The following is a 23,638-nucleotide window of genomic DNA, read 5'->3' as shown; positions in this document are numbered from 1 at the left end:
TGGGCCTTTCAGGTCAGAAGCGGAAGGCGAAGGCAAGTGCTCCGCTGGTGTCGCGTTCCCCGGCGCGGTTGCCGAAATTGTCGGATCGGATCAGCGACAGTTTCATCTCTAGCCCGTCGGTCAACGCTGTCTGGTAAGTCATTTCCAGATCCAGCTGGCGGTCCTGCGGGGCAAGGTCCAGCGCCACGCTTTCGAATCCGGTCGAGGCGCCATTGCGAACCACTGGCAGCTCCAGCATGGTGCGGCCCGCAGAAATGGCCAGCGGCATGCCGATCCCCACGGACAGCCGGTCGCCGGCTGAAAAGATCCCGCCTTGCCCTGCCGTCAGCTTGACTGCATCAAACCGGGCAGAGCCGGTCGCCCCGAAGGCGGTTTCGCCGCCAAGGTCGGTGACGCCCACTTCGCCCGACAGCGCCAGGAAGGCGCCTGCGCCCAGATCCTGCGTGATGTCGAGTGTGACCGACGCCATGGTCGCGGTATTCCTGCTGTCCATGCTTGTCAGGTCGCCGTCGTCGCGCAAGAGCTTCACCCCCATCTCGATGCGCGTTGCGCCGTCAGTCAGGGCTCGGCTCAGGCTGAAGCCGGCGGTCTGCGATCCTTCCGTCGGCAGCAGGATCGATGCTCTGGCAGTGCCATCCGGCGTGGTCAGGGTTGCCACGGGTCCGGCATGGGCGGCAAAGGGGGTGGCCAGCGCGGCGGGTTCGGCCATCCGTTCTGCCGTAAGGTTGCCGCCAAGGCCCTGCGCCAGCAGCCGACCTGCCTGTGCCCCGGGCCGTGCACCCGAAGCCAACGCAGCGCCGGGCATGACGAAACCTGCAGCCAGCGCATCGCGCACCCCGACCTCGGTTCCTGCCAGAGACCGTTCCACCGCATCGCCAAAGGCACTGCCGGTCCGCAGCGGCGGCGTGTCTGTGTGCAAGGCCATTCCGTTTGCCAGCGGCAGCGTGACCGCCCCGATCGGCCGCAGCGCGGCCTCGATATCCAGGAAGCCATGGCCGTAGATCACCGAATAATCCTTGAAGAACCCGGCGGCTAGTTCAACGCGATCATCGGCCGCGAAGCCGCTGAACAGGGTATCGGCCGAGGCAAGCAGCCGCACACGCAACTGGTGCGGTGTCAGGTCGGGGAAGGCTTCGGCCAGAAGGGCCAGCGCGCCTGCAACCTGTGGTGCGGCAAAGGACGAGCCAGTGGTTTCGTCATAAATCGCCCCGCCATAGACCGCTGCATCCCACGAGCCGTCGGCCACGATGCACCAGCGCGCCGACTGGTAGCAGGGCGAAGACAGCAGATGCACCGACGTCACATCCCCATCCAGCGACACGGTCGGCACGCCGTTGGCCACGGCCAGCCAGCCGGCTTCGAACTCTGGCCGCAGCCAGGGCAGGCCATCCATGATGCCGGATCCGCCGGTGTCCGCGTTTGCGACAGCGAAGACGACCACCCCTTCGGGGTCGGGGCCGGGGCGATTGACGGCATAGGCGTGCAGCGTGTTGTAGTAGGCCGCCCCGTCCGGGCCGGCGAAGGCCGCGTTGAAGCCCGACTGGTCGGCGGAAAGACCGCCATAGCCCCACGAATTGTTCCAGGCCACGGCCTTGGCAGTGATCGCCGCCTGGCCCAGTTCGCTCAGCTTGGTCCACTGTCCAGGGTCGCCGTAGTAGCCGAAGATCGCTGTCGCCCCCGGCGCGGTGCCGACAAAGTTCGGCGAAAATCCAAGCGCCACCGAGGCGACCGAGGTGCCGTGTTCGTCGTCGTAACAGACCGATGGTCCGCAGACGACCGCCGGCCCGTTTGACACGACGGTGACGCGCCCGGCCAGGCTTTCATGCGTGGCCGAGATGTGGCTGTCTGATATCGCGATCACCTGGCCTGTCCCGGTCAACCCTGCGGCATGTGCAAAGGCCGCCCCGGAAGAACGCAGGGGCTGGTTCGTGGCACCGGCAGGCACGCCGGGGTCGATGAACTGACGCAGCCAGGCGATTCCGGCACCGTTGTCGTATTCGGGCCGGGCCAGCAACGCCGCGAGACTGGCCGTCACCGCCGCTTCGTCGAACAGGTAGCCACGGCTCAGCAGCGAAATGGCGATGGGTGGTGGGGCTGCGAAGTCGGGCAGATACGCGGACAGGTCTGTTCCCCCGTCGCCGCCCCCGCCACAAGCGGCCAGAAGGGCAAGGCTGGAGAAGGAAAGCGGCAGTGCCGGGGCGCGCAGGATGCGAGGCAGCAGGGGCACGGAATATTCCTCAGGGTCGCTTGTGCGCCTTACTGCGCAATTCTGAAGAGATTCGGTCAAGAGCCCGATGCCCGATGCGCCCGCTCTGTCGCCACGGCGGGCGCTTTGGCAACAGACGGCTCTGGTCAACGCCGATTGCCGTTGAAACCGCCGTAACGTTCCGCTAAAGACCAGCGCAGGCACCCGTAGCTCAGCTGGATAGAGTGCTGCCCTCCGAAGGCAGAGGTCACAGGTTCGAATCCTGTCGGGTGCGCCATAAAATCAATGACTTGGCTGGAATAGCAGGGTGCGGGTCCGCCAAGGACTGCTGCCTGATCCTGCGGCATGTGCGAACGCTTTCCGGCGTCGTCGCGCACCCTGAGCAGCCCGGAAGGGACAGAGCGACCTCTGTGCTTTGCGTGGCCCGGCGGCAGACCCTGAGGCTCTGCCAGAACCCGGACTGGAGGTGCTTCACCGTGTTGCGGCGGCAGATGGCCCGCCTTGGGTGACAAGCTCTGCGAAATGGGGTCATCTTTCCGTGCGAATCCGTGAGAGGAAAAGATGAAACGATCCCGCATCAACGACATCATGCGCGCCGCAGACGAGATGATCCGCAGCCACGGCTTTGTCCTGCCGCCCTTTGCCTACTGGACACCCGACGAGTTCAAGGCCCGGAAAGAGGTTGCCCGCGCCCTGATCGATGCGCGCTGCGGCTGGGACATCACCGATTACGGCCAGGGCCGCTTTGACGAGATGGGGCTTTTCCTTTTCACGCTGCGCAACGGGCGGCTGGCCGACCTTAAGCGCGGCGGGGGCATGTGCTACGCGGAAAAGTTGCTGATCAGCCGCAAGGACCAGCTGTCGCCTATGCACACCCATGTCATAAAGGCCGAGGATATCATCAACCGCGGCGGCGCGACTCTGGTGATCGAACTTTACGGTTCGGACGACCTGGGGCGCTTTGCCGAGGACCGGGGCGGAACGGTCTTTTGCGACGGTATCGCGCGGTCTTATGGCCCGGGCGAGAAGCTGAAGCTGGCACCGGGTGAAAGCGTCACGCTGATGCCGGGTGACTGGCACGCCTTCTGGGGCGAAGGCGGCGACGTGCTGATCGGCGAGGTCTCGACCGTGAACGACGATCTGACCGACAATATCTTTGTCCAGCCCATCGGCCGCTTCGCCGATGTGGACGAGGACGAGCCTCCGCTGCACCTTCTGGTCAGTGACTATGATCGCTGGCTGTAAACGATGGGGGGCGCCCATGGCGCCCCCGTTTCATGTCTTCGGGTCGCGGATCAGTTCTCGGGCGCGGCAGGCGGGCAGACACCGTCGGTCAGGGCCGTTGCGCAGGCCGGTGCAGGGGCCGGCGCCGCAGCCGGGGTAGCCGCGGGGGTGCCGCCACCTGTGGCGATGGAAGGCGGCGGCAGGATGGTCAGCGCCGGCACCGCATTCGGCGGGATCACCGGCGCGGGCTTCGGCGTCTCGGCCTTCTTCGCCGGGGCCGGGGGGTTGGGGATGTAAAGGCCCTTCGGCATTTCGCCGTTCGCCGTCAGCACGATCACCTTTTCGCCGCCCTTCAGTCGGCCGTAGAGATCGATCACGTCCTGGTTGATCATGCGGATGCAGCCGGAAGAGGCATTGCGGCCGATCGACTGCCATTCCGGCGTGCCATGGATGCGGTAACCGTAATCCTTGCCGCCCGAAGTCAGATAGATCGCGCGCGCGCCCAGCGGATTGGTCGGCCCGCCCGGCTGGCCATTCGCCCATTTTGCCAGCTTCGGATCACGGGCAATCATCTCTTTCGGCGGGGTCCAGGTCGGCCAGGGTTTCTTGTCGGCGACGATCGCCTCTCCCGACCATTCGAACCCGGCCCGGCCCACGGAAATGCCGTAGCGGATTGCCTTGTTCTTGCCAGTCACGAAATACAGCAGTCGTGTCTTGGGGTTGATGATGATCGTCCCCGGCGCCTGATCCGTTTCATAGGTCACCACCTGCCGGCGGTGGCTTTCCGGGATCTGATCGACCGGCAGGGCCGGGATCTGGATCCCGGCATCCATCGTGGCGACATAGACGTTCTCTTCGGGCTTCGGCAGGTTCTGGTTCGAGGCCGAAGGGCTGATCGTCGGATCGACGCAGGCTGCCATGGCAATCAAGGCAAGGGCTGCGGGCAGGACCATCAGCCTGCGGGTCATGGAAATGTCAGTCTGGCGCATAAGGCACTCGCTTTCTTGCCCGCAGGCATCGGGCCTCCGGGAAACAATGTAGTGACGGTAACTTGGCCGTGAGGTTCCGTCAAACGGTGCATGGCCCCGGTCTGGATCACGGGCGCGTGAAATCCGGCGGAATTCGCGGCCAATCGGGAATTCCCCGGCCCTACCCGGCGGCTACCGCATCGACCTCGACCAGCAACGCCGGCGAAGCAAGGCCTGCCACGATCAGCAGAGTCGCCGCCGGAGGCGGCGCATCGCCCACCCATAAATCGCGCCGCGCGCGGTAGGTGGCCACCGCATCCGGGCTGTTCTCTGTCAGGTAGACGGTTATCTTCATCAGGTTGTCTCGCCCCATGCCGACCGCGGCAAGCGCCCGGTCAACATTGGCCAGGGCCACGTCCAGCTGCGCGGCCAGACCCACGGCCAGGGTGCCGTCGGGGTGGATGCCGATCTGGCCGGAAATCTCCAGCCGTCGGGTCGCGCCCTCGGCCAGCGCGATCTGGCTGTAGCGCGATGCGGGCTTCGGCATGGTCTCGGGTGAAAGGTGCCGGATCATCAGGTCACCGCCGCACGTTGCTTGAATTCTGGCCTGTCCCAGGTGCCGTAGTCCAGTATCCTTGTCAGGACATTCACCGCACGGGCCACGTCATCTTCATCGACGTAAAGGGGCGTGAACCCGAAGCGCAGGATGTCGGGGGCGCGGAAATCGCCGATCACCCCCTCGGCGATCAGCGCCTGCATGATCGCATAACCTTCGGGGTGGCGGAAAGACACCTGGCTGCCGCGCATCAGATGCGACCGGGGGGTGGCCAGTTGCAGCATCGGCGCGCGGCTTTCCACCCCCTTGATGAACTGGTCCTGGAGCCGCAGCGACTGGGCATGAACCTCATGCAGATCCACATCCTCCCATATCTCCAGCGCCGCCTCGAGGGCGGCCATCTGCAGGACCGGAGGCGTGCCGACCCGCATCCGCTCGATCCCCTGGCCGGGGCGGTAGGACAGGTCGAAGGCGAAAGGCGCCTCGTGCCCCAGCCAGCCCGAAAGGGCAGGGCGCGCAGCGTCGGCATGGCGCGGGGCAACATAGATGAAGGCCGGGCCGCCGGGGCCGGAGTTAAGGTATTTGTAAGTGCAGCCCACGGCGAAATCGGCCCTGGCGCCGACAAGATCGACGGTGATTGCGCCCGCGGAATGGGCCAGATCCCATACGGTTAGCGCGCCAAGTTCATGTGCGCGCCGGGTGATGTCGGCCATGTGATGCCGCCGCCCGGTGCGGTAATCGACCTCGGTCAGCATGACCACGGCGACGCTTTCGTCGATGGCCGACATCACCTCTTCGGGGGCAACGGTCTTCAGCCGGTATTGGCCGCCCAGTGTCCGGCACAGGCCCTCGGCCATGTAGAGGTCGGACGGAAAGTTGCCGGTATCCGACAGGATGACCCGGCGCTTCGGGTTCAGATCCAGTGCCGAGGCCAGCGCCTGATAGACCTTGATCGACAGCGTGTCGCCCAGAACCACCGTGCCGGCCTCGGCCCCGATCAGTCGGGCGATCCGGTCGCCCAGCATCCGCGGCTGCGCCATCCACCCGGCGTGGTTCCAGCCGCGGATCAGCATCTCGCCCCATTCGTTGCGCACCGCCGCATCCACCCGTGCCGGCACCGTCTTGACCATCGGCCCCAGTGAGTTGCCGTCCAGATACACCACACCTTCGGGCAGATGGAACTGGGCCTTCTTGGCGGCGAAATCGATTGGCATCGGCGGTCTCCTCTTCATCACCCGTTATCCGCTCTGTCGTGGCGAAAGCCAAGTGCTGCCGCATCGGGCAAGGGAAAGGCGGCTTGCGCCTCGCCCGGCGCTCTGTCTAGATCGCGGCCGGAGGACCTCCCGTGCGCGCGATCCTGTCCGAGATCGACATCCCGCCGACCTGATCCCGCCGACCTGGCTGGCGCTGCATGTGGCGGCGGCCTGGGTGCTGTCGTTGGTGTCGCCCGCTGTCCTTGGTGACGCGGGGGCGGCAGCGGGAAAGGTTCTGGTGTTACTGGGCGCGCTAATCATGGCCGCCGCAGTGACGCAGATGGCGCTGAGACGGACAACCGTCATTCCGCGCCGGATGCCCTCGACGCTGGTCACCACGGGGCTGTTCAGTTTTTCGCGCAATCCAATCTATCTTGCAGATGCAATCATCCTTCTTGGTGCCATCCTGTGGATGGATGCGATCCTGGCGCTGCCGCTGCTGGCAAGCTTCACCTGGCTGATCCAGACGCGCTTTATCATTGAGGAAGAGGCCCGCCTGACTGCTGCCTTCGGCCCCGAGTTCGGCCTGTGGGCGGCCCGGACCCGGCGTTGGCTGGGGCGAAAATGACGCGGGGCGCGGCGGAAGAACTGGGGTTTGAAATATTGTTGCGCGGTGATAAGTGGTCGCGTCAATTTATGACTCGGGGCGGGACACCAGCCCAGGCAAGCGGGGGAAAAGTGTGAAGATCGGAGCGTTGACGGAAATCTTCCCGGGGGAAAACCGGGTGGCTATGACGCCGGATTCGGCTGTGCAACTGGCAAAGCTGGGCCATACGACCTGCATCCAGTCCGGGGCAGGGGCTAAGGCCGGGTTTTCGGATGCTGCCTATGCCGCTGCTGGCGTCGAGGTGCTGCCTGATGCAAAGGCGGTGATTGCAGCGGCGGACGTGATCGTCAAGGTCAGGGGTCCGGATGCAACCGAACTCGCCACGCTTCAGGACGGTCAGACTCTGATCAGCTTTTTCTGGCCCGCGCAGAACCCCGACCTGCTGGAGGCGGCAGCAAAGAAGAACCTGACCGTGGTTGCCATGGACATGGTGCCCCGCATCAGCCGCGCGCAGAAGATGGATGCGCTGTCCTCGATGGCGAACCTCGCGGGCTATCGCGCGGTGATCGAGGCGGCGAACAACTTCGGTCGTTTCTTCACCGGCCAGGTCACGGCGGCCGGCAAGATCCCTCCTGCCAAGGTGCTGGTGGTCGGAGCAGGCGTTGCCGGTCTTGCCGCGATCGGGGCGAGCGTCAGCCTCGGCGCGATCACCCATGCCTTCGATGTGCGCCCCGAGGTGGCCGAACAGATCGAATCGATGGGCGCGAACTTCGTGTTCCTCGAATTCGAGCCGACCCAGGACGGGGCGGCCACGGGCGGCTATGCCGCGCCTTCCAGCCCCGAGTTCCGCGAAAAGCAGCTGGCCAAGTTCCGCGAGCTGGCGCCCGAGATGGACATCGTCATCACCACCGCCCTGATCCCGGGCCGGCCGGCGCCGAAGCTGTGGACCGAGGACATGGTCAGGATGATGAAGCCGGGGTCAGTCATCGTGGACCTCGCGGCGGAACGCGGTGGCAACTGCGACCTGACGGTGCCGGATCAGCGGATCGTCACCGACAACGGCGTCATCATCATCGGCTATACCGATTTCCCCAGCCGGATGGCGACGCAGGCCTCGACGCTTTATGCCACCAACATCCGGCACATGCTGGCGGATCTGACGCCGAAGAAGGACGGGATCATCCTGCATAACATGGAGGATGACGTGATCCGCGGCGCCACGGTGGCGCACATGGGGGCGGTGACCTATCCGCCGCCGCCGCCCAAGGTGCAGGCCATCGCCGCGGCAAAGCCCAAGGAAAAGCCGAAGGAACTGACGCCCGAGGAACGCCGCGCGCAGGAGGTCGCGGCCTTCAGGGCGCAGACCCGGCAGCAGGTCTTGCTTCTTGCGATCGGCGGCGGGCTGATGCTGCTGGCGGGGCTGTATGCTCCGGCCAGTTTCATGAGCCATTTCATCGTCTTCGTGCTGGCGGTCTTCGTCGGCTTCCAGGTGATCTGGAACGTTTCGCATTCGCTGCATACGCCGCTGATGGCGGTGACGAACGCGATCTCGTCGATCATCATCCTCGGCGCGCTGATGCAGATCGGCTCGGGGTCGTTCCTCGTGATCCTTCTCGCCGCGCTGGCGGTCTTCATGGCCGGGATCAACATCTTCGGCGGCTTCCTTGTCACCCGGCGCATGCTCGCCATGTTCCAGAAGTCGTAAGGGGACAGACATGGCTTACGGATTCACCACTGCGGCCTATGTCGTCGCCGCTGTTCTCTTCATCCTCTCGCTCGGGGGGCTTTCGGGCCAGGAAAGCGCCAAGCGCGCGGTCTGGTATGGCATCGTCGGCATGGCGCTGGCGGTCGCGGCCACGCTTTACGGCCCCGGCGCGGGCCTGTGGTGGCTGTCGGTCGTCCTGATCCTGGCCGGCGGCGCCATCGGCTGGGTCGTGGCGCAGCGCGTGCAGATGACCGAGATGCCGCAGCTTGTCGCCGCGATGCACAGCCTTGTCGGCCTTGCGGCGGTCTTCATCGGCTTCAACACCCACATCGAGCTGATCCGCATCGCCGGACTGGACGAGGCCGCCCGCGCCGCGCTGACCGGCTTTGCGGGGACCATCGCGCATAAGACCGGGGCCGAGGTGACGATCCTGAGGATCGAGACCTTCCTCGGCGTCTTCATCGGCGCAGTCACCTTCACCGGATCGGTCATCGCCTTCGGCAAGCTCGCGGGCAAGGTGGACAGCAAGGCCACCAAGCTGCCGGGCGGGCATCTGCTGAACGCGGGCGCGGCGCTCTTGTCGCTGGTCCTGCTGGTGGTCTATCTGCAATCCGGCTCTACCCTCGCGCTGATCGTGATGACGCTGGCGGCCTTCTTCATTGGCTACCACCTTATCATGGGGATCGGCGGCGCGGACATGCCGGTCGTCGTGTCGATGCTGAACAGCTATTCGGGTTGGGCGGCGGCGGCCATCGGCTTTTCGCTTTCGAACGATCTTCTGATCGTGGTGGGGGCGCTGGTGGGCTCTTCGGGTGCGATCCTGTCCTACATCATGTGCAAGGCGATGAACCGGTCCTTTATCAGCGTGATCCTCGGCGGCTTCGGCAACAGCACCGGCCCGGCGATGGAAGTCACGGGCGAACAGATCGCCATCGACGCCGAGGGCGTGGCCGCGGCGCTGAACGATGCGGACAGCATCATCATCGTGCCGGGCTACGGCATGGCGGTGGCCCAGGCGCAGCAGTCGGTGTCCGAACTCACCCGCAAGCTGCGCGCCAAGGGCAAGAATGTCCGCTTCGCCATTCACCCGGTCGCGGGGCGTCTGCCCGGGCACATGAACGTGCTTCTGGCCGAGGCCAAGGTGCCCTACGACATCGTGCTGGAAATGGACGAGATCAACGAGGACTTCCCCGAAACCGACGTGGCCATCGTCATCGGGTCGAACGACATCGTGAACCCGGCCGCGCAGGAAGACCCGAACAGCCCCATCGCCGGCATGCCGGTGCTGGAGGTCTGGAAGGCCAAGCAGGTGATCGTGTCCAAGCGCGGGCAGGGCACCGGCTATTCCGGCATCGAGAACCCGCTGTTCTACAAGGAGAACACGCGGATGTTCTACGGCGACGCGAAGAAAAGCATCGACAGCCTCTTGCCATTGATCGACTGATTCACGCAGGCCGGGCCTTCTGGTCCGGCCTGCACGCGCAGGGGCACAAACCTTTCCGACAATCACAGCTGACCAGATGCGGTGACCTGGCCGCAAGCCACCCCTCGTTCATCACGTCAGTCCCTTTGGTGGATATTTGTCGGTTTTGGATCGGGCAAACATGCCAGGGGCCAAGCCTTCAGCTTGCTCAGCCTCCCGGAGCGCTTCTGCCGGGGTCGTCTTGCCAGGCCAGGAATTCCGCCTGACGCAATTGAATTCCGCCTGACGCAATTGTCGTTGGATCCCCAAGCGTCAGCTTGCTGCGGGCCTCGGCCCTGCCTTTCCGCAGAGCGAAATTTGCAACACCTCGCCGGCATACCCTTGTATTCCGGCATTTTTCTGGAAAGCGTGCCAAGTACGGCCTACCTGTCACGCCGACCTGTTCGAGAAAACCGATGCCGATCGCCGACCATCCCCTGCGTTATGCCACCGTCAATGAACTGCACGCCAGGCCCTTTCCGGCGTTGCAGGTGCCATCGACCGCAGTCTATGTCGCGATCAAGGAGCCGGTTCAGGCGCACAACCGCGACCGGCAGAAGGATCTTGCCCATCTTGTGGCGCTGCTCGACCGGCACGGAAGCCAGCATCCCCAGCCCGGCGCCACCCATTTCCAGGGTCCGATCGGCCGCGCAGAGCTGAAGTGGGAAAGCCACACCGAATTCGTCACCTATTCCGCCTTTTCGCGCGGGCTGTCGAAGCGCCCGTTCGATCCGGCCGATGCCGAGGTGCTGCCCGAGGACTGGCTGGCCCAGGCACCCGGCAAGCGGCTGACTTCTGTCATGATCCGCATCGCGCCATTGCCTGCCTCGGACGCCGAGCTTCTGGCCCAACTGGACGAATGGTTCGTGCCCGAAAGCCTTGCCGTGTCCCGGGTGGTGGATGGCGCCGCCGTGATCGCGGGCGACTTCCGCATCGACCCGGCGGGTCACATGCGGTTTGCCGTGTTCGTGCGACCCGGCACAGGCCCGCGCCGTGTCGGCCGGATCGTGCAGCGCCTGTGCGAGATCGAAACCTATCGCGCGATGTCGATGCTGGGCTTGATGCGATCACGCGACCTGACGGCGCGGCTGAATGCACTTGATCCGCGCTTGTCGGCCCTGGTGTCGGGCCTCGACAATGCCGAACCTGCCCCCGAGGCGGCGCTGCATGACCTGCTTTCCATTTCGGCGGAACTGGAAAGCCTCGCCGTGCAGTTCTCGTTCCGCTTTGGGGCGACGGCGGCCTATGAGGCGATCGTGAACCAGCGGATCGAGGTGCTGCGCGAGCAGCGGATCGAGGGTCGGCAGACCTTTGGCGAATTCATGATGCGTCGTTACGACCCTGCCATGCGTACCGTGAAATCGGCCGAGGGGCGTTTGAAGGCCATGGCAGAGCGGGCAGAGCGGGCGGCAGAGCTGTTGCGCACCCGGGTGGATGTGGAACGTTCGGCGCAGAACCAGAAGCTTCTGGAATCGATGGACCGGCGGGCCGACCTGCAACTGCGGCTGCAACGCACGGTCGAGGGGCTTTCGACCGTGGCGATCAGCTACTACGCCGTCAACCTGATGGCCTACCTGCTGGAACCTTTGGCTTATCGGTTCGGCATCAGTCATGGCGCGCTCTTGTCCGGGCTGGTGCCAGTCGTGGTTCTGGGGGTCTGGCTGATGATCCGCCGCATCCGACATCACCTTAGCTAGGCCGACTGGGGCCCCCGCTTTGCCCCGTCTGCACCGGACCGGCGAGGAGTGAATAAGCCACCGAAGCGCCCGTGTGTTGCCGCGGGCCGGATGGTCAGCATATAGGGCGGGATTTCTGCCAGCGTCTCAGAGGCTTGGGCCTGGCGCAATCCTGGTGCCATCGGTGAACCGCTGGAACCGGAACCGCGACAGATCGTGGCCGACGTGGCCACCCGTCACCAGGTCGGCCACCACGCGCCCCATGCCCGGCCCGATGCCGAAGCCATGCCCGCTCATTCCCGTGGCGATCGTCAGGCCGGGAATCGGGCCATGGTCCACCACCGGCACGACATCGGGCATCGTGTCGATCATGCCGCCCCAGGCCGTGCGCAGCTTTGGCCGACCGAGTCCGGGAAAGGCGCGGGCAAAGGCGTCCTGCACCCGTCCCAGCGTGCCCAGGTTCGGCGCGGGGTTCAGGATGCGCATCGCCTCGAATGGGGTCGGCTGATCCTCGGCCCAGCGGCGGGGGGTGCTCCAGGCATCAGGAAAACCCTTCGGCGCACGCAGGCGGAAGCTGGACGATCGCCATTCCTTCTTCAGGATCGGTGTGTATACCCTGAACGATCGGAAGGCGTCGGGGCCGATGAAGAAGTCATGCTCGGCTCCTCCCGGCGCGATGGAATATCCCCCGTCCGCGCGCCGGCGAAAGGCGAAGTCGTCGTCGGCAGCGTTGCCGGGGAAGATCTCGGGCAAAGGTTCCGTGGCGGCGACCGAGGCAAGCACGGACAACTGCGGAATACCGATGCCGTGCCTGGCAAGGAACAGTCGCGACCACGCGCCCGCGACAACCACCACATGGTCACAGGCGACCCGGCCTGCCTCGGTCACCACACCGGCAACCCTGCCTGCTGCCAGGTCAAGGGCGCGAACCGCGCAGGCTTCCCGGATCGCCACCCCCATTTCGGCAGCGCGTGCGGCCAGCGCGGGAACAGCGGTCCATGGCTCGGCGCGGGCATCCGAAGGGGTGTAGATCGCTCCCTTCCAGGGGGCCACGGCACCCTTGAGCAGCGCTGCCGTCTCTGCCCCCGTCAACAGCCTGGTGTCGAGCTGGTGCGCCCGCGCATGATCCATCCAGGCCGCGAAGCCCGCCATTTCGCGTTCGGTCTTCGCCAGATACAGAACGCCGGTCTGCCGGAAGCCAAGCGCTTCGCCCATCTCGTGCGAAAGCGATTTCCAGATCGACAGGCTTTCCACCATGATCGGCAATTCGCCCGGATCCCGGCCCTGCTGGCGCACCCAGCCCCAGTTGCGGCTAGACTGTTCGCCGGCGATCCTGCCCTTTTCCAGCAGCAGGACGGAATAGCCCTTACGGCGCAGGAAGAAGGCCGTCATCACCCCAATGACACCGCCGCCGATCACCACGATATCGACACGTGGCGGCAAGGGGGCGGCAAAGCGGACAGGGTTTGCGTCGGTGATCGGGAAGGTCATGGCTCAGGATCTGCTGCAAGGTCCCCGCCGGTCCATCCGTCTTGCACAAATGGGGCAGGGCGGCGCGGGGCGACATGCGGTGCGCGACACCGCAGGGATAGACGTATCCGGTGCCCCTGCTGGGGTGGGGGGCGGAATGGCGTCATGCCAGCGCCTCGAGAAGCCGCTCCATGAACTGCTGGCCGGCCTCGAATTGGCTGATTTCAAGGTATTCATCGGGCTGATGTGCCTGGGCGATGTCGCCGGGGCCGCAGATGACGGCAGAATAGCCCGCCTGCTGGAACTGGCCGGCTTCAGTGCCATAGCTGACAACGCCGGTCGCGTTGTCGCCGGTAAGGCGGCGGACCAGGGCTTCTGCCTCGCCGTTCCTTTCGGGTTGCAGTCCCGGGACGCCGAAGAAGCGATCCAGGTGAATCGCAGCCTCGGGGCGGACCTTTCGCATCGCGGCCTCGATCTCGCGGACCCTTGCCTCGAACCGCGCCTCCCAGTCGGGGATCGACTCGCCCGGCACCACGCGCATCTCGACGGAAAAGTGGCAGTCGGCCGCCGTGATGTTGTGGGCCGTGCCTCCCCGGATCATGCCGACATGCAGCGTGGTGAAGGGCGGGTGAAAGGCGGCGGCCAGCGGCGTCGGCGTACGGGCCTGAAGCTCGGCGTTCACATCGTTCAGCCAGTCGATGAGCCGCGCCCCCTCCATGATCGCCGAGACGCCGTAGGGCAGCAGCGAGGAATGCACTTCATGGCCTTTCACATGCACATGATAGCCGGTGCCGCCCTTGTGCCCGGTGATCAGCCCCATGCGGCTGGGTTCGCCGATGATTGCGGCGCTGCCTTTCGGTACCACCTCCTGCATGGTGCGGATCATCGGCGGTGCACCGGTGCAGCCCACCTCCTCATCATAGGAAAGCGCAAGTTGCAGCGGCCGGCTTACGCCGCGGCGCTGCGCCTCGACCAGCGCCCGGACGGCCAATGCGACAAAGCCTTTCATGTCGCAGGTGCCGCGGCCATAAAGCCGCCCGTCACGTTCGCTGACCGTCCAGGGGTCGGTGGTCCAGCTCTGCCCGTCCACCGGCACCACGTCGGAATGGCCCGATAGAACCACGGCGCCTGCCTTCCATGGCCCGGCATGGGCAATCAGCGCGGCCTTCCGGCGGTCCTCGTTCCAGTGCCGGAAGCAGCGAACGCCGTGGCCTGACAGGTAACCCTCCAGCCAGTCGATAAGCCCGAGATTCGAATCGCGACTCACTGTCGGAAAGCTGACCAGCCGGTCAAGGATCTGACGCGACGTCAGTACCTGCATTTCGGGCATCGACACTTTCCCCAGATGTTGTGGCCAGCCTGTCGTCAGCCCCCGGAACTGTCAATATCTGGCGGAATGACCGGCAAATCGGTCAATCTGCCGGCAAGCTGCTGTGGAATCGCACGGCGAAACGGGATTGATAGAGTGCGGGAAATCGGGAACAGTGGCCCGAAGTGGCGGCAACCGAAAGTTGTCGATCCCAAAAAAGACGAACAAAAACAAGAACGAAGACGACACGGGGGAGCACTTGATGGCCGAAGGGGCCGCGCCAGTCCTTGACGTCAGGGGCCTTAAGACGGTTTTCCGCACCCGCGGGGGCGAAATCCATGCCGTGAACGACGTCAGCTTCCAGCTCAGGCGCGGCGAGCTTCTGGGCGTCGTGGGTGAAAGCGGCTCGGGCAAGTCGGTCACGATGATGTCGCTGATCCGGCTGCTTCCGTCGCCGCCGGCAGACATCCGCAAGGGCGAGGTGCTGCTGAACGGGCGGGATCTTCTGAAGATGTCGCCCGAGGCCCTGCGCGAAGTTCGGGGTGCGAGGGTCGGTTTCGTATTCCAGGATCCGATGACAAGCCTGAATCCGGTTTTCACTGTGGGCGACCAGATCATGGAGCCCCTGCGAGAACATCTGGGCATGACCAAGGAGATGGCCGAACGTCGGGCGGTGGAGCTTCTGGAGCTGGTCGGCATCCCGGACGCGCGGAAACGGCTGAAATCCTACCCGCACCAGTTTTCCGGCGGCATGCGCCAGCGGGTGATGATCGCCATCGCGCTGGCTTGCGACCCGGACGTGCTGATCGCTGACGAACCGACTACGGCGCTGGATGTGACGATCCAGGCGCAGATCCTGGAACTGGTGAAGGATCTTCGGCAGAAGCTTGGCATGGCGATCATCTGGATCACGCATGACCTGGGCGTGATTGCAGGCATCGCCGACAGGGTGATGGTGATGTATGGCGGGCAGGTGGTGGAACAGGCCCCGGTGGGCGAACTTTTCGCCAATCCGCAACATCCCTATACCCGCGCGCTTCTTCAGACTATCCCCAGGATCAATGGCCCGCGCGAGACGCGGCTGAAGGTGATCGAGGGCCAGCCGCCGATCCTCAGCGCACCCCTTGCCGCCTGCCCGTTCCGGGCCCGCTGCGAATATCGGCATGATGCTTGCGACCGGATGAACCCGGCGCGGCGGCCGGTGGATGGCCGCCCGGTGGGGCAGGGCCACGATGTCGCCTGCCACTGGCAGGCCCCCGCGCGGGTGGAGGCGGCCCATGCTTGACACGCGCCCGGCCCCGCTGGTCCAGGTCGAGGACCTGCGGATGTATTTCCCGATCTATACCGGGATACTGCGCCGCCATACTGGCAACGTGAAGGCGGTGGACGGGGTGAGCTTCTCGATCCAGGCGGGTGAGACCCTTGGTCTGGTTGGCGAGTCCGGCTGCGGCAAGTCTACCGTGGGCCGGGCGATGCTGCGGCTTTACGAACCCACCGGCGGTCGGGTGGTGATCGACGGCGACGATGTTGCGCATCTGCCACCCGAAGCCCTGCGCCGCAAACGCCCGACGATGCAGATGGTCTTTCAGGATCCGCAGGCCAGCCTGAACCCGAGGATGACGCTGGCGCAGATCATATCCGAGCCGCTGGACGAACACACCGACTGGTCGCGCGACAAGAAGATCGAGCGCGTGCACGAGCTGATGGACCAGGTCGGTCTGAACCGCCGCTTCATCAATCGCTATCCGCACGAATTCAGCGGTGGTCAGCGCCAGCGCATCGGCATCGCCCGGGCCTTGGCCCTGAACCCCAGGTTTATCGTCTGCGACGAACCGATCGCCGCGCTGGACGTGTCGATCCAGGCCCAGGTGGTGAACCTGCTCGAGGATCTGCAGGACCGGCTGGGGCTGACCTACCTGTTCATCAGTCACGACCTATCGATGGTTCGCCACCTGGCCGACCGTGTGGCGGTGATGTATCTCGGCCGGATTGCCGAACTGTCGCCCTCGGCCGACCTTTACGCCCGCCCGTTGCACCCCTATGCCGAGGCGCTGTTGTCGGCGGTGAACGAACCCGACCCGGCAATCGCGGCGCGGCGCAAGCGGATCATCCTGAAAGGTGACGTGCCTTCCCCGGCCAATCCGCCCGTCGGGTGCAATTTCTGCACCCGCTGCCCGAAGGTCATGGACATCTGCCGGCAGGTGAAACCCGATCTGGTCGAGGTCGAACCTGGCCGTCTGGTCGCCTGCCATCTTTTCGAAAGCCGACAAGCCGCCGGGACTACCGGCGCACCCGAGGCAACAGAGCGCAACCAACAAGGAGTGTCGCAATGAAACTGAGAACCGCCCTTCTGGGCGCCGCCGCTGCGGTGGCCTTCGCCCCCGCTGCCTTTGCCGAGCGCGGGGCCGACGGTCATGTGAACGTGCTGTATTGGCAGGCGCCTTCGATCCTGAACCCCTACCTCAGCTCGGGCACCAAGGATGTGGAAACCGCCTCGCTGGTCCTTGAGGGCCTGGCGGGCTTTGACGACAAGGGCGTGGTCTTCCCGCGTCTGGCCGAGTCGATTCCGACCGTGGAGAACGGCGGCATCACCGAGGATCTGACCCAGATCACCTGGAAGCTGAAGCCGGGCCTGCTGTGGTCGGACGGCACGCCCGTAACCTCGGCAGACGTCAAGTTCACCTGGGAATACTGCACGCATCCGGAAGGCGGCTGTGCCCAGGCCGCGCGCTATGAAGGGATCGAAAGCATCGAGACCCCGGACGATCTGACCATCGTGATCAAGTTCTCTGGCCCGAAGCCAAACCCCTACCAGGCCTTCGTGGGGGGCACCTCGCCCATCCTTCAGAAGGCCCAGTTCGAGAACTGCCTTGGCGCTGCAGCCTCGACCTGCACCGAACAGAACTTCAAGCCGATCGGCACGGGGCCCTTCGTCGTGACCGACTTCAAGGTGAACGACACCGTCAGCCTGGCGGCCAACCCCAACTATCGTGACCCGGCCAAACCGGCCTTTGCGACCATGACCGTAAAGGGGGGCGGCGACGCCGTGGCGGCTGCCCGTGCCGTACTGGAAACGGGCGAATTCGACTATGCCTGGAACACCCAGATCAACCCGCAACAGCAGGCGCAGATGTCGGCTGCCGGCAAGGGCGTGCTGCTGAACGGCTTCGGCACCCTGGTCGAGCGGATCGAGATGAACTTGACCAACCCCGACCCGGCCCTGCCGGAAGGTGAGCGTTCAACCACCAAGCATCCGCATCCGTTCCTGTCCGACATCCGCGTGCGCAAGGCCCTGTCGATGGCGATCGACCGGCAGATCCTGGTGGACATCGGCTATGGCAGCGCGGGTCGCCCAACCTGCAACCTGGTACCCGCGCCCGAGATGTTCGCGTCGGACAACACCGAGTGCATCCCGCAGGACATGGAAGGTGCCAAGGCGCTGCTGGAAGAAGCGGGATGGACCGACACCAACGGCGACGGAATCCGCGACAAGGACGGTCAGAAGCTGCGCATTCTTTACCAGACCTCGACCAACCCGGTCCGGCAGGACTTCCAGGCGGTCATCAAGGACTGGTGGACGGAACTGGGCGTGGAAGTCGAGCTGAAGAACATCGACGCCTCCGTGTTCTTCGGCGGTGACCCGGGCTCGCCCGACACCTTCCAGAAGTTCTATGCCGACGTCGAGATGTATGCCAACAACTTCGACGGCACCGATCCGGAACCCTATCTGGCACAGTACAAGTGCGACAAGATCCCGGGCCCGGAAAACCAGTGGCAGGGCGAAAACATCAACCGTTTCTGCGACCCTGCGTATGATGCGCTGGTGGATGAACTGGCGAAGACATCGGCCATGGAAGAACGCGCAGCCATTGCCAAGAAGCTGAACGACATGCTGACCAAGGATTCCTATGTCGTGGTCCCGCTGGTCGATCGCGGCCGTCTGTCGGCGGCCTCGAACACGCTGGGCGGCGTGGTCCTGAACACCTGGGACACCGAATTGTGGAACGCCCAGGACTGGTTCCGCGTGAAATGATCCTAACCTCGGGCGGGTCATCGACCCGTCCGGCCGGCGGGGGCCCCGGGGCTCCCGCCACCCTCTTTGCCGCTAGACTGCTGACCCGAGGCGCCCGCCCATGCTCACCTACACGCTGAGACGGCTTCTTTTGGCCATCCCGACGCTTCTGCTGATCAGTCTCGTCATCTTCCTGCTGGTCGATCTGGCCCCCGGATCGCCTGCCTCGGAAATCCCGCTGACCGTGCCGCCCGAGGTCCGCGCCAAGATCCTCGAGGCGCTGGGGGTGAACGAGCCGGTCCACATCCGCTATCTGCTGTGGCTCAAGCAGTTCTTCTGGGTGGAACCTCTGAACGGTTTCGACGCGATCTTCGGAACACATTACGCCGAAGGCATGCAGCGCATCATCAGCTACCAGAGCCGCAGCCCGGTCTTTCCGCTGATCGGCGAACGCCTGCCGCAGACCCTGACGGTCATCGGTACCGCCTATCTGGTCGGCGTGCTGATCGCCCTGCCGATCGGGATCTATTCCGCCTACCGGCAATATTCGCTGTTCGACCAGTTCGGCACCATGTTCGCGATGATCGGCTTTTCGGTGCCGACCTTTTTCACCGGCACGCTTTTCATCATCATCTTCGCGGTCTGGCTTGGCTGGTTCCCCACGAAATACAACACCACGCTGGTCGTGACCGACTGGGCAAGCTTCAAGGAACAGCTGCGCCAGATGGCGATGCCCGTGATGGTTCTGGGCCTTGCCAATGCCGCAGCGATCAGCCGCTACATGCGGTCCTCGATGCTGGAAAACATGAGCCAGGATTACGTCCGCACCGCGCGCGCGAAGGGGATGAGCGAAAGGACCGTCGTGCTGAAGCACGTCCTGCGCAATTCGCTGATTCCGGTCGTTACCGTCATCGCGCTGGGGATCCCGTCGATCTTCGGTGGCGCGATCATTACCGAGAACCTCTTCGGCGTGAACGGCATCGGCTCGGCGCTGATCCAGGCGATCCGCGGCAATGACCTTCCCATGGTTCAGACGCTGGCCTTCATCTTCGCAATCCTGATCGTGACCTTTAACCTGATTGCCGATCTTCTCTACGGCATGCTCGACCCGAGGATCCGCTATGACTGACACCGATCTTGGGGTGCCCCCGCCGGAATCGCTTCGGGCCGCGGTCTGGGCGCAGTTCCGCAAGCACCGCGGCGCGGTGTTCGGGCTGGTGGTTCTGACACTGCTGATCATCTTCTCGGTGGTGGGACCGCTGGTCTGGTCGCCCGAGAAGCTTTCGGTCGTCGAGGCGCTTAAGTCGAAGAACCTCGGCCCCAGTCTCGTTCATCCGATGGGCACCGACCAGCTGGGCCGCGACCAGATGCAGCGGATGATGGCCGCGGGACGCGTCAGCCTTGCGGTGGGCTTTGTCGCCATGGTGATCGCTATCTTCCTTGGCACGCTGATCGGCGTGCTGGCGGGGTATTTCAAGCGGCTTGACGGGCCGCTGATGCGCCTGACCGACATGTTCCTGGCGCTGCCGCTGATCCCGCTGTTGCTGGTCATGGTGATGCTTTTCCGCGATCGCATCGCCGGGGTTCTGGGGCCCGAGATGGGCGCCTTTGTCCTGATCGTCAGCGCCATCGGCATCACCAGCTGGATGCAGGCAGCGCGGATCGTGCGCGGCGAGGTTCTGGCGCTGAAAGAACGGGAATATGTGCTTGCCTCGCGGTCGATCGGTGCGCGGCCGTTCCGGGTGATCCTGCGCCACATCCTGCCGAACGTGGTCTCGCCGGTCATGGTGGCGGCGACGCTGGGCGTGGCCGAAGCGATCATCACCGAAAGTGTGCTCAGCTTCCTCGGCCTTGGCTTCCCGCCTGACTTCCCGACCTGGGGTCGGCTGCTTTACGAAGGGCTCGACTACTTCCAGTATTACCCGGAGCGGGTGATCTTCCCTGGGCTCGCGATCTCGCTCACGGTGCTTTCGGTCAATTACATCGGCGACGGACTGCGCGACGCGCTGGACCCGCGGATCCGAGGCAGGTGATGCCGGCGCACACCGGGCCTCAGTCCCGGCGTGAGCCTCGTTCGGTCTGCCATGCGATGAGGATGGACCCCAGGATGCACCCGGTGAACAGGTAAAGACCCCAGGCGGTTTCGACCGTCACATGGCCCGCACCCTTGGCGATGACGATGTAAAGTGAGACCAGGAACACTTCGGCCATGGCAAGTTTGCCAAGGATCTCCAGCGCCGGCAGCAGCCGCGGAGACAGGAGTTCCCAGTGCAGCAACGCCAGGCCGATCGTTTTTATGTAGGGGGCAAAAACAGCAAGGAAGGTCACGATCAGCGCGAAGGCCGGGTCGGACCGCCATAACGATTGCAATCCGGTCACGACCGAGATCTCGTCCATCCCGAAGACAGGCAGAAGCGCTGCGCGCAGAAGCGGCGCGAACCAGGCCACCGGGAACAGAATCAGCAGGGCAAGGTTGAAGTATTTCAAGGCGGGTCTCCCATGGCTGCCGTTGCACCGGGGCTTTCACACCCCTGGACCCCTGTGGGATATCTGGGCAGAGAGGAAGGGGCGGGTGGGGTCAGCGGATGCTTTCGATCGGCCCCTCCGCCCGGCCGTGGATGAACTGCTGCACATAGGGGTCTGGCGTCGCGTCCAATTCGCTGACCGGTCCGGTCCAGCGGATCACGCCGCCGTGCAGCATTGCCACGTTGTCGGCAATCGCGCGGACCGAGGACATGTCATGCGTGATCGTCATCGCGGTCGCCCCCATCTCGACCACGATCTCGCGGATCAGATCGTTGATGACGCCAGCCATGATCGGGTCGAGGCCGGTGGTCGGTTCGTCGAAGAAGATGATCTCTGGCTCGGCTGCGATGGCGCGGGCAAGGCCCACGCGCTTCTGCATGCCGCCTGAAAGTTCGGCAGGGTAGAGGTCGGCGGTCTCGGGCTTCAGGCCGACGCGGCGCAGCTTCTCGATCGCGACCTCGCGAGCCTGGGCTTTCGGCAAGGCATTCGCGCCGCGAATCAGCCGGAAGGCAACGTTTTCCCAGACCTTCAGCGAATCGAACAGAGCGCCCCCTTGGAAGAGCATCCCGAAGCGCGAAAGAAAGGCGTCGCGGTCGCCCTTGGTCACGTCCTGTCCGTCCAGAGTGATCGTTCCGCTGTCGGGGCGCACGAGGCCAAGGATGCATTTCAGAAGGACGGACTTCCCTGTGCCCGAGCCGCCGATGATCACCATCGAGGTGCCCGAGGCGATGGTGAGGTTCACCCCCTGCAAGACGCGGTTCTGGCCGAACCGTTTGTGGACATCGCGCAGCTCGATCATGAGGTGAAGAAGATCTCGGTCAGCACATAGTTCGATGCCAGGATCAGCACGCTGGCCGAGACTACTGCCGATTTTGTCGCCCGGCCCACGCCTTGAGCGCCGCGGGCCGAGTTCATGCCATGGTAGCAGCCCATCAGCGCGACGATGAAGCCGAAGACCGCGCCCTTGACCAGGCCCGAGCCCACATCCCAGACCTCGAGAAAGTCGGCGGTGTTCTTCAGATAGGTGGCCGAGTTGAAGTCCAGCCGCATGATCCCGACCAGCCAGCCGCCCATGATGCCGATGGCATCGCCCACCGCGACCAGCACCGGCATTGCAATGGTCGCAGCGACCACGCGGGGGACGGCCAGATACTTCAGGGGATTTGTGGACAGTGTCACCAGCGCGTCGATCTGTTCGGTAACCTTCATCGTGCCGATTTCGGCCGCAATGGAGGAGGCCACGCGCGCAGCCACCATCAACCCGCCGAGGACCGGGCCAAGTTCCCGCGTCATGCCGATTGCGACGATGCTTGGGACCACCGATTCCGCGTTGAACCGCGCGCCGCCGGCATAGATCTGCAGGGCCAGGGCGCCGCCGGTGAAGATCGCCGTCAGCCCGACCACCGGTAGCGAGAGCCAGCCGATCTGCAGCAGCGCCAGCCCGAATTCCCGCAGATAGTAGGGTGGGCGCAGGATGTGACCCAGAACCTGCGCGGTGAACAGCCCGACACGGCCGACCGCTGCAAGCGCCTCGAGGACCGGGCGGCCGATGGCGCCAAGGATTGCCGTCATGCGCCGCGCTCCTGCCAGCGACGCTGATAGCGCGGGCCAAGCGCGGTCAGAATTTCATAGCCGATTGTGCCAGCCACATCGGCAAGGCCATCTATCGTCTGGTTCGGACCAAGGATGTCAAGGCTGCCGGGCACTTCGCGCAGATGGGTGACATCGACGGTGATCGCATCCATCGACACGCGGCCGACCACGGGGCAGGGCACATCGCCATCCCAAAGCTGCACCCGGTTCGACAGGGTTCTGGGCAGACCGTCCGCATAGCCCGCTGCCACCGTGGCAATGACCGAAGGGCGATCGGCAATCCAGGTGCAACCGTAACCGACCGCCTCGCCCGGTTCGACCGTGCGGGTCTGGATCACCGGCAAGGACAGGCTGACAACGGGGTGTGCCGCAGCGTAGGGAAGCCCGCCATACAGCCCGATGCCGGGGCGCGTCAGGTCGAAATGCCAGCGCGGACCCAGCAGGATGCCCCCCGTCGCAGCCAGGCTGCGGGGCAGGCCGGTGCCGTCGGTCATCTGATGAAAGACGCGCAACTGCGCTTCGTTCAGCGGATGGTCAGGCTCGTCTGCGCAGGCCAGATGGCTCATCAGCAGTTCCGGGCCGGCCTCGACCAGGATCGATGCCACCGCCTGCCATTCCTGCATCTCGACGCCAAGACGGTTCATCCCGGTGTCGAGCTGCACCCCGAAGGGATGGCCAGGCAGCGCCTCGAGATGCCTCGTGATCTGCTCGAGGCTGTTCAGCATCGGCGTCAGATCCAGGTCGTGGATCATCTCGGTGTCGCCCGGGCAATGCCCCGAAAGAACCGCGATCTGCGGCCCCGGGCCTAGCGCCTGCCGGACGGCGGCGCCTTCTTCGGCGTAGGCCACGAAGAACCGCCGCGCCCCGGCCCGGGCCAGGGCACGCGCGACGCGCGTTACCCCCAACCCGTAGGCATCGGCCTTCACCACCGCAGCCGTCTGCACGCCCTGTCCGGTCATCCGGTCCAGCGCCCGCCAGTTCGCGGCAATGGCATCAAGATCAATCGTCAAGGTCGCGGTTGCCATGCCGGCTGTTTCGACCGGCAGGCTGGCGTGGTCAAGCGGAAAGAACCGGCCGGGCGGCACCTTGCGCTTTCTCTTGCCACGGGCAACTCTGCCGCCGAGCGGAGGG

The 23,638-nt window shown here is 64.8% G+C and carries 20 protein-coding genes and 1 tRNA gene; 11 read left to right on the top strand and 10 right to left on the bottom strand.

Features of this window, described 5'->3' with window-relative positions; all coding sequences use genetic code 11:
* Positions 1-13 precede the first annotated feature (13 nt).
* A complete protein-coding gene (locus EYB42_RS00265) occupies positions 14-2,227 on the bottom strand; it encodes a S8 family serine peptidase (protein WP_167850863.1) in 2,214 nt (737 codons plus the stop codon).
* 179 nt (positions 2,228-2,406) lie between these two features.
* On the opposite strand from EYB42_RS00265, the gene EYB42_RS00260 reads away from it, so the two are divergent.
* Positions 2,407-2,483 (top strand) — tRNA-Arg (locus EYB42_RS00260).
* Between the two features lie 284 nt (positions 2,484-2,767).
* A complete protein-coding gene (locus EYB42_RS00255) occupies positions 2,768-3,451 on the top strand; it encodes a D-lyxose/D-mannose family sugar isomerase (protein ID WP_135446943.1) in 684 nt (227 codons plus the stop codon).
* A gap of 50 nt (positions 3,452-3,501) precedes the next feature.
* On the opposite strand, the gene EYB42_RS00250 is transcribed toward EYB42_RS00255, so the two are convergent.
* The 3 genes from EYB42_RS00250 to kynU form a co-directional block, all read right to left on the bottom strand.
* On the bottom strand, positions 3,502-4,398 hold the full coding sequence (locus tag EYB42_RS00250) for a L,D-transpeptidase (protein WP_135446941.1): 897 nt from the start codon (positions 4,396-4,398) through the stop codon (positions 3,502-3,504).
* Positions 4,399-4,579: 181 nt separating this feature from the next.
* Positions 4,580-4,972 carry a RidA family protein gene (locus EYB42_RS00245; protein ID WP_135446939.1) on the bottom strand — a complete coding sequence of 131 codons (393 nt, stop codon included), beginning with the start codon at positions 4,970-4,972 and terminating at the stop codon, positions 4,580-4,582.
* On the bottom strand, positions 4,972-6,168 hold the full coding sequence (gene kynU / locus EYB42_RS00240) for a kynureninase (RefSeq protein ID WP_135446937.1): 1,197 nt from the start codon (positions 6,166-6,168) through the stop codon (positions 4,972-4,974). The genes EYB42_RS00245 and kynU overlap by 1 nt, the downstream gene beginning before the upstream one ends.
* Positions 6,169-6,382: 214 nt before the next feature.
* Here kynU and EYB42_RS00235 point away from each other — a divergent pair, with 214 nt between their 5' ends.
* From EYB42_RS00235 to EYB42_RS00220, 4 genes are all read left to right on the top strand, one after another.
* A complete protein-coding gene (locus EYB42_RS00235) occupies positions 6,383-6,775 on the top strand; it encodes a methyltransferase family protein (protein ID WP_240783895.1) in 393 nt (130 codons plus the stop codon).
* A gap of 112 nt (positions 6,776-6,887) precedes the next feature.
* Positions 6,888-8,459: a Re/Si-specific NAD(P)(+) transhydrogenase subunit alpha gene (locus EYB42_RS00230; protein WP_135446934.1), complete on the top strand. Its 1,572-nt coding sequence runs from the start codon at positions 6,888-6,890 to the stop codon at positions 8,457-8,459.
* A 10-nt stretch (positions 8,460-8,469) separates the two neighbouring features.
* On the top strand, positions 8,470-9,903 hold the full coding sequence (locus EYB42_RS00225; RefSeq protein ID WP_135446932.1) for an NAD(P)(+) transhydrogenase (Re/Si-specific) subunit beta: 1,434 nt from the start codon (positions 8,470-8,472) through the stop codon (positions 9,901-9,903).
* A 434-nt stretch (positions 9,904-10,337) separates the two neighbouring features.
* Positions 10,338-11,618 carry a DUF3422 family protein gene (locus EYB42_RS00220; protein WP_135446930.1) on the top strand — a complete coding sequence of 427 codons (1,281 nt, stop codon included), beginning with the start codon at positions 10,338-10,340 and terminating at the stop codon, positions 11,616-11,618.
* Between the two features lie 126 nt (positions 11,619-11,744).
* Here the strand turns inward: EYB42_RS00220 and EYB42_RS00215 are convergent, their stop codons facing one another.
* The gene (locus EYB42_RS00215; RefSeq protein WP_135446928.1) at positions 11,745-13,088 is read right to left on the bottom strand and encodes an NAD(P)/FAD-dependent oxidoreductase; all 1,344 of its coding nucleotides are present in this window, start codon (positions 13,086-13,088) and stop codon (positions 11,745-11,747) included.
* A 142-nt stretch (positions 13,089-13,230) separates the two neighbouring features.
* Positions 13,231-14,397, bottom strand: coding sequence for an acetylornithine deacetylase (argE, locus tag EYB42_RS00210; protein ID WP_135446926.1), 1,167 nt, complete (start codon positions 14,395-14,397; stop codon positions 13,231-13,233).
* A 241-nt stretch (positions 14,398-14,638) separates the two neighbouring features.
* Between argE and EYB42_RS00205 the strand changes: the two genes are divergently transcribed.
* The 5 genes from EYB42_RS00205 to EYB42_RS00185 all read left to right on the top strand — a co-directional run bounded on the left by EYB42_RS00205 (position 14,639) and on the right by EYB42_RS00185 (position 20,421).
* The gene (locus EYB42_RS00205; protein WP_135446924.1) at positions 14,639-15,661 is read left to right on the top strand and encodes an ABC transporter ATP-binding protein; all 1,023 of its coding nucleotides are present in this window, start codon (positions 14,639-14,641) and stop codon (positions 15,659-15,661) included.
* A complete protein-coding gene (locus EYB42_RS00200) occupies positions 15,654-16,709 on the top strand; it encodes an ABC transporter ATP-binding protein (RefSeq protein WP_135446922.1) in 1,056 nt (351 codons plus the stop codon). Before EYB42_RS00205 ends, EYB42_RS00200 begins: the two co-directional genes overlap by 8 nt.
* Positions 16,706-18,409: a peptide ABC transporter substrate-binding protein gene (locus EYB42_RS00195; RefSeq protein WP_135446920.1), complete on the top strand. Its 1,704-nt coding sequence runs from the start codon at positions 16,706-16,708 to the stop codon at positions 18,407-18,409. The genes EYB42_RS00200 and EYB42_RS00195 overlap by 4 nt, the downstream gene beginning before the upstream one ends.
* A gap of 100 nt (positions 18,410-18,509) precedes the next feature.
* Positions 18,510-19,517: an ABC transporter permease gene (locus EYB42_RS00190; protein WP_135446918.1), complete on the top strand. Its 1,008-nt coding sequence runs from the start codon at positions 18,510-18,512 to the stop codon at positions 19,515-19,517.
* Entirely contained in the window at positions 19,510-20,421 is a 912-nt protein-coding gene (locus EYB42_RS00185; RefSeq protein ID WP_135446916.1) for an ABC transporter permease, read from the top strand. Before EYB42_RS00190 ends, EYB42_RS00185 begins: the two co-directional genes overlap by 8 nt.
* A gap of 19 nt (positions 20,422-20,440) precedes the next feature.
* On the opposite strand, the gene EYB42_RS00180 is transcribed toward EYB42_RS00185, so the two are convergent.
* The 4 genes from EYB42_RS00180 to alr form a co-directional block, all read right to left on the bottom strand.
* Complete coding sequence (locus EYB42_RS00180; RefSeq protein WP_135446914.1) at positions 20,441-20,875, bottom strand: paraquat-inducible protein A; 435 nt, start codon at positions 20,873-20,875, stop codon at positions 20,441-20,443.
* A 91-nt stretch (positions 20,876-20,966) separates the two neighbouring features.
* Positions 20,967-21,713, bottom strand: a complete 747-nt coding sequence (locus EYB42_RS00175) for an ABC transporter ATP-binding protein (RefSeq protein ID WP_135446912.1) — start codon at positions 21,711-21,713, stop codon at positions 20,967-20,969.
* Entirely contained in the window at positions 21,710-22,486 is a 777-nt protein-coding gene (locus tag EYB42_RS00170) for an MlaE family ABC transporter permease (RefSeq protein WP_135446910.1), read from the bottom strand. The genes EYB42_RS00175 and EYB42_RS00170 overlap by 4 nt, the downstream gene beginning before the upstream one ends.
* Positions 22,483-23,532, bottom strand: coding sequence for an alanine racemase (gene alr / locus EYB42_RS00165; RefSeq protein WP_135446907.1), 1,050 nt, complete (start codon positions 23,530-23,532; stop codon positions 22,483-22,485). The genes EYB42_RS00170 and alr overlap by 4 nt, the downstream gene beginning before the upstream one ends.
* Positions 23,533-23,638 lie beyond the last annotated feature (106 nt).

This window comes from Tabrizicola caldifontis (genome assembly GCF_004762095.1).
In the GTDB taxonomy this organism is placed as follows: Bacteria; Pseudomonadota; Alphaproteobacteria; order Rhodobacterales; family Rhodobacteraceae; genus Tabrizicola; species Tabrizicola caldifontis.
Note: the sequence above shows the minus strand (reverse complement) of the source record. Positions and strands in the feature narration are given on the sequence as shown.

Coding starts and splice junctions, on each gene's coding strand:
- EYB42_RS00185 (WP_135446916.1), top strand. CDS start 19,510: ATGACTGACACCGATCTTGGGGTGCCCCCGCCGGAATCGCTTCGGGCC.
- argE (WP_135446926.1), bottom strand. CDS start 14,397: ATGCCCGAAATGCAGGTACTGACGTCGCGTCAGATCCTTGACCGGCTG.
- EYB42_RS00190 (WP_135446918.1), top strand. CDS start 18,510: ATGCTCACCTACACGCTGAGACGGCTTCTTTTGGCCATCCCGACGCTT.
- EYB42_RS00250 (WP_135446941.1), bottom strand. CDS start 4,398: ATGACCCGCAGGCTGATGGTCCTGCCCGCAGCCCTTGCCTTGATTGCC.
- EYB42_RS00255 (WP_135446943.1), top strand. CDS start 2,768: ATGAAACGATCCCGCATCAACGACATCATGCGCGCCGCAGACGAGATG.
- alr (WP_135446907.1), bottom strand. CDS start 23,532: ATGGCAACCGCGACCTTGACGATTGATCTTGATGCCATTGCCGCGAAC.
- EYB42_RS00215 (WP_135446928.1), bottom strand. CDS start 13,088: ATGACCTTCCCGATCACCGACGCAAACCCTGTCCGCTTTGCCGCCCCC.
- EYB42_RS00225 (WP_135446932.1), top strand. CDS start 8,470: ATGGCTTACGGATTCACCACTGCGGCCTATGTCGTCGCCGCTGTTCTC.
- EYB42_RS00175 (WP_135446912.1), bottom strand. CDS start 21,713: ATGATCGAGCTGCGCGATGTCCACAAACGGTTCGGCCAGAACCGCGTC.
- EYB42_RS00205 (WP_135446924.1), top strand. CDS start 14,639: ATGGCCGAAGGGGCCGCGCCAGTCCTTGACGTCAGGGGCCTTAAGACG.
- EYB42_RS00220 (WP_135446930.1), top strand. CDS start 10,338: ATGCCGATCGCCGACCATCCCCTGCGTTATGCCACCGTCAATGAACTG.
- EYB42_RS00245 (WP_135446939.1), bottom strand. CDS start 4,972: ATGATCCGGCACCTTTCACCCGAGACCATGCCGAAGCCCGCATCGCGC.
- kynU (WP_135446937.1), bottom strand. CDS start 6,168: ATGCCAATCGATTTCGCCGCCAAGAAGGCCCAGTTCCATCTGCCCGAA.
- EYB42_RS00200 (WP_135446922.1), top strand. CDS start 15,654: ATGCTTGACACGCGCCCGGCCCCGCTGGTCCAGGTCGAGGACCTGCGG.
- EYB42_RS00195 (WP_135446920.1), top strand. CDS start 16,706: ATGAAACTGAGAACCGCCCTTCTGGGCGCCGCCGCTGCGGTGGCCTTC.
- EYB42_RS00170 (WP_135446910.1), bottom strand. CDS start 22,486: ATGACGGCAATCCTTGGCGCCATCGGCCGCCCGGTCCTCGAGGCGCTT.